Here is a 3,206-nt window from a genome sequence, read left to right on the forward strand (position 1 = left end):
GAATAGCACTTCCCGTCCAATCCGGTCCTTTTTCACTAATCCAGCTCCATTAAGGACAGTTAAGTGCTTGACAACAGCCTGGCGAGATACAGTGACCGTCGCAGCTAATGCCGTTGCGGAAGCTTTCCCGCGAGCAGCAATTAAGGTAAGCAATTGGCGGCGAGTGGGGTCTGCTAAAGCAATTAAAACATTTTCAAAATGAGTCTCATCTGTTGATACCATTTCATTGCTCCGCCCGCTTCTTCAAAACTTCCAATTGCTGTAGCCATCCGGACACATTTCCTTGTAGAAATTTACGTTGCTCCAGCTCTGAAACGGAAAGCTTGGAAAAACCGCTTTCAACCACCTTCAGGAGAGTCCCTCCATCTTTTTCAGTCAATGTAAACTCAACTAGTGTAGAATTTCCTTCTGTTGGTTCCTCTCCAGGGAATGAACTTGCCCATCGGCACGCAAGGCAGTTCGGCCGATCCATTTGTTCAATTAATACAGGGAATTTACCGTACTTTGTTTCAGCCACTACACGATTTCCATCGACCTGTACTCTGTCAGGTCCCGGGGCATCTCCCACCCACCATGCAGGCTGGTTAATCAACATCCAAACTGTTTGGATAGAAGCAGCAATGAAAATTTCTCGTTCGATTCTATCATTATCCATTTACCATTCCTCCTTGTTTTTATATGTGCAACCAAATCGTAGCACATAATGCTTAAAAGTGCAACCTATAGGTAGCACATTTAAGCAAATTAGACGCCCTGTTCAGTAAATCATTAAATCCAGTTTCATCATTTCCTCTGATCAATCTATTCAATTTCGGGATTGAAGCATGGTTAATATTCGACTAATCCGTTCATTGTTTTGATTTCTTACTGCTTCATCCGGCCTGAAAATATCTCCTTTTTCCTTGATACGGTTTAGTACTCTTTCCAATGTAAAATGACAAGGTTTGAACCCCTGACTTACTTCCTCCCATGTAACTGGTGTTGAAACTAAAGCATCGTTTGCTGCGCGAATGGAATAAGGAACAGCTATTGTTCTGCCCCTCCATAGCTGAAGATAATCAAGATATAATTTTGTACCTCTTCTTTCTTTTACTCTTTCAATAGTGACCTTTTGGCTATACATTTCAAGCATATAGTCTGCAACAAATTTATTGATTAACCTTGTCTCTTCAAATCGAAAATCGGGCTGGATGGGAACAAAAATATGTAAACCGGTTTTTCCAGAGGTTTTAACCGTGCTTCTCAGACCTATTCCATCTAAAACCTGTTTTAATTCTAAGGAGATTTCTAAAGCAAGATCAATTTCGTTATTTGAAGGGTCTAAATCAAAAACAAGATCAGTGGGATAATCTTGACGGACATACCTGTCAAATGGAACATGCAATTCTATTGCTTCTATATTCGCCAGCCAAATCAAAGTAGCCTTATCATTCAGCAAAATTCTTTCCTTCTCTTTGTAAAAAGTGCTGCATACCCAACTCGGAGCGCTGGCAAGCAATGACCTCTTTTCGATCTTGGAGCGGTGTAATCCATGAGGAAACAACCAGTACATCAACATCCGATCTTCGGTATAAGGCAATATATAATCGCATACTTGCAAGAGATAGTTGACATAATCCAACTTTGTCGTTTGAGAGTCCTTCCAGAGGATTTTATCTGGTGATGTAATCTCGATTTCTCTGCCGTCCACTTGAACGATCATGTTTCATGCCTCCATTGATCTAAATTAAACGTTCATATTGTAAATCAGTTTCGTACAAACTATTCCTGAGGTGAAATAATTGAAACCGATCACACCGATGGAACCTAAAATGGCAACTAGAATCCCGACAACGAGTGATTGGACGGCTCAAATCAAGTGGGACGGCGTTCATGTCTTAACGTATTACGATGGTAGGGAGGCACATCTATTTAATCGAAAAAGACGTGAAAGAACGTTAAACTACCCTGAATTAACGAATATCCCCTCCTATTGTTCTGCTCATTCTGTGATATTAGATGGTGAAATCATTTCTTTGGCAGATGACGGCAGGCCCAGTTTCCATAAGGTGATGAAAAGAGACGGAATTCGTAACCCAAGCCGTATTCCAGCTATTCAAAGTCAGGTTCCGATCACCTACATGATTTTCGATGTTCTGTTTTACAATGGTGAATGGGTAACTGATCAACCCTTCAAAGAGAGACAGAAGTTATTATCCAATATAATTATCCCAAATGAACACGTGCAGCTGGTTCGATCACATGATGATGGTGAAGCCTTGTTTGACGCCATTAAACAGACGGGCATGGAAGGAATCGTTATGAAACAGCTGGATAGCCGTTATTACATCGGTGAAAAGAATGAGGTTTGGATAAAAATTAAAAATACGCGTGATTTGATTGCAGCAATCGGAGGTTTCACCCTTCGAGGCGGCATCGTGAACTCCATTTTACTCGGATTATACGATCGATCAGGAGAATTTATCTATATAGGCCATACAGGAACGGGAAAACTTTCTGTCCTCGAGTGGCGGGAACTAACGAAGCAATTACTCCCTCTTGAAATCGAGCAGCCCCCTTTTATTAATTCTGTTGGGCGCCATTCTGACGCACATTGGGTTAAGCCGCATATCACGGCGAAAATTCATTTTGCAGAATGGACGGAAGGACAAAAATTGCGTCAGCCGAGTATACAAGCATTTGTTGATGTGCCTCCGACAGAATGTGTCCTTGTGGAAGAAACCTAAAGAGAGTAGAGTTACTTTTAATAAATCCAGCCGCAATTCAACATACTAAAATCAATTAAAGGAGTGATTGAAATGTCAGAAAGAACAGGTCAGACGGATACCGATCAATATAAAATAAAAAACATAGGGCCAAAACAAACGCCAAGTAAAGTACATGAGATGGTCACTGCAGACCAACCCGACGAATTAGCTGCACGAGAACAAAAAAACAAATTTGGGGAATGAATCTAACGAAGCCGCCTATGTCTACTTCAAAAATGAACGCAGCAATAGAAAAGGAGATAAATCTAATGAGGTTCACCAAGAACTTCCGTTCTGCGACGGCAGAGGAATGGTTCATTTTTCTCCCCTCATTTAGTGACCCTGCATCTCATGGCGCTGCCGGCAAAGCGATAATCCATTACAACCTTTACGGAAATCGTGATGTTTTTATTAATACAACAGTGATTTTTGATGATCGCCGCCTACATAAGCCAGAGT

At 41.2% G+C, this 3,206-nt stretch carries 5 protein-coding genes and 1 pseudogene; 3 read left to right on the forward strand and 3 right to left on the reverse strand.

Annotated features, from left to right (window positions below; genetic code table 11):
- The 3 genes from ABHN01_RS25205 to ABHN01_RS25215 all read right to left on the reverse strand — a co-directional run.
- A partial coding sequence (locus ABHN01_RS25205) for an ArsR/SmtB family transcription factor (RefSeq protein ID WP_429877820.1) occupies positions 1 to 222 on the reverse strand: 222 nt, incomplete at its 3' end.
- Between the two features lies 1 nt (position 223).
- Positions 224 to 655, reverse strand: a complete 432-nt coding sequence (locus tag ABHN01_RS25210; protein ID WP_290400501.1) for an SRPBCC domain-containing protein — start codon at positions 653 to 655, stop codon at positions 224 to 226.
- A gap of 150 nt (positions 656 to 805) precedes the next feature.
- Positions 806 to 1,702 carry a DNA polymerase domain-containing protein gene (locus ABHN01_RS25215; RefSeq protein ID WP_429877821.1) on the reverse strand — a complete coding sequence of 299 codons (897 nt, stop codon included), beginning with the start codon at positions 1,700 to 1,702 and terminating at the stop codon, positions 806 to 808.
- Positions 1,703 to 1,781: 79 nt separating this feature from the next.
- Between ABHN01_RS25215 and ABHN01_RS25220 the strand changes: the two genes are divergently transcribed.
- From ABHN01_RS25220 to ABHN01_RS25230, 3 genes and pseudogenes are all read left to right on the forward strand, one after another.
- Positions 1,782 to 2,726, forward strand: a complete 945-nt coding sequence (locus ABHN01_RS25220; protein WP_429877822.1) for a DNA ligase — start codon at positions 1,782 to 1,784, stop codon at positions 2,724 to 2,726.
- Positions 2,727 to 2,798: 72 nt separating this feature from the next.
- The gene (locus tag ABHN01_RS25225; protein ID WP_429877823.1) at positions 2,799 to 2,951 is read left to right on the forward strand and encodes a hypothetical protein; all 153 of its coding nucleotides are present in this window, start codon (positions 2,799 to 2,801) and stop codon (positions 2,949 to 2,951) included.
- A 17-nt stretch (positions 2,952 to 2,968) separates the two neighbouring features.
- Positions 2,969 to 3,206: pseudogene (locus tag ABHN01_RS25230) on the forward strand (hypothetical protein); the annotation flags it as partial.

Source organism: Fictibacillus sp. NRS-1165, from assembly GCF_050468105.1.
Lineage (GTDB): Bacteria > Bacillota > Bacilli > Bacillales > Fictibacillaceae > Fictibacillus_C > Fictibacillus_C terrinigri.

Bases quoted from the DNA above. Each gene is read 5' to 3' on its own strand.
- ABHN01_RS25210 (WP_290400501.1), bottom strand. From the start codon at position 655: ATGGATAATGATAGAATCGAACGAGAAATTTTCATTGCTGCTTCTATC.
- ABHN01_RS25215 (WP_429877821.1), bottom strand. From the start codon at position 1,702: ATGATCGTTCAAGTGGACGGCAGAGAAATCGAGATTACATCACCAGAT.
- ABHN01_RS25225 (WP_429877823.1), top strand. From the start codon at position 2,799: ATGTCAGAAAGAACAGGTCAGACGGATACCGATCAATATAAAATAAAA.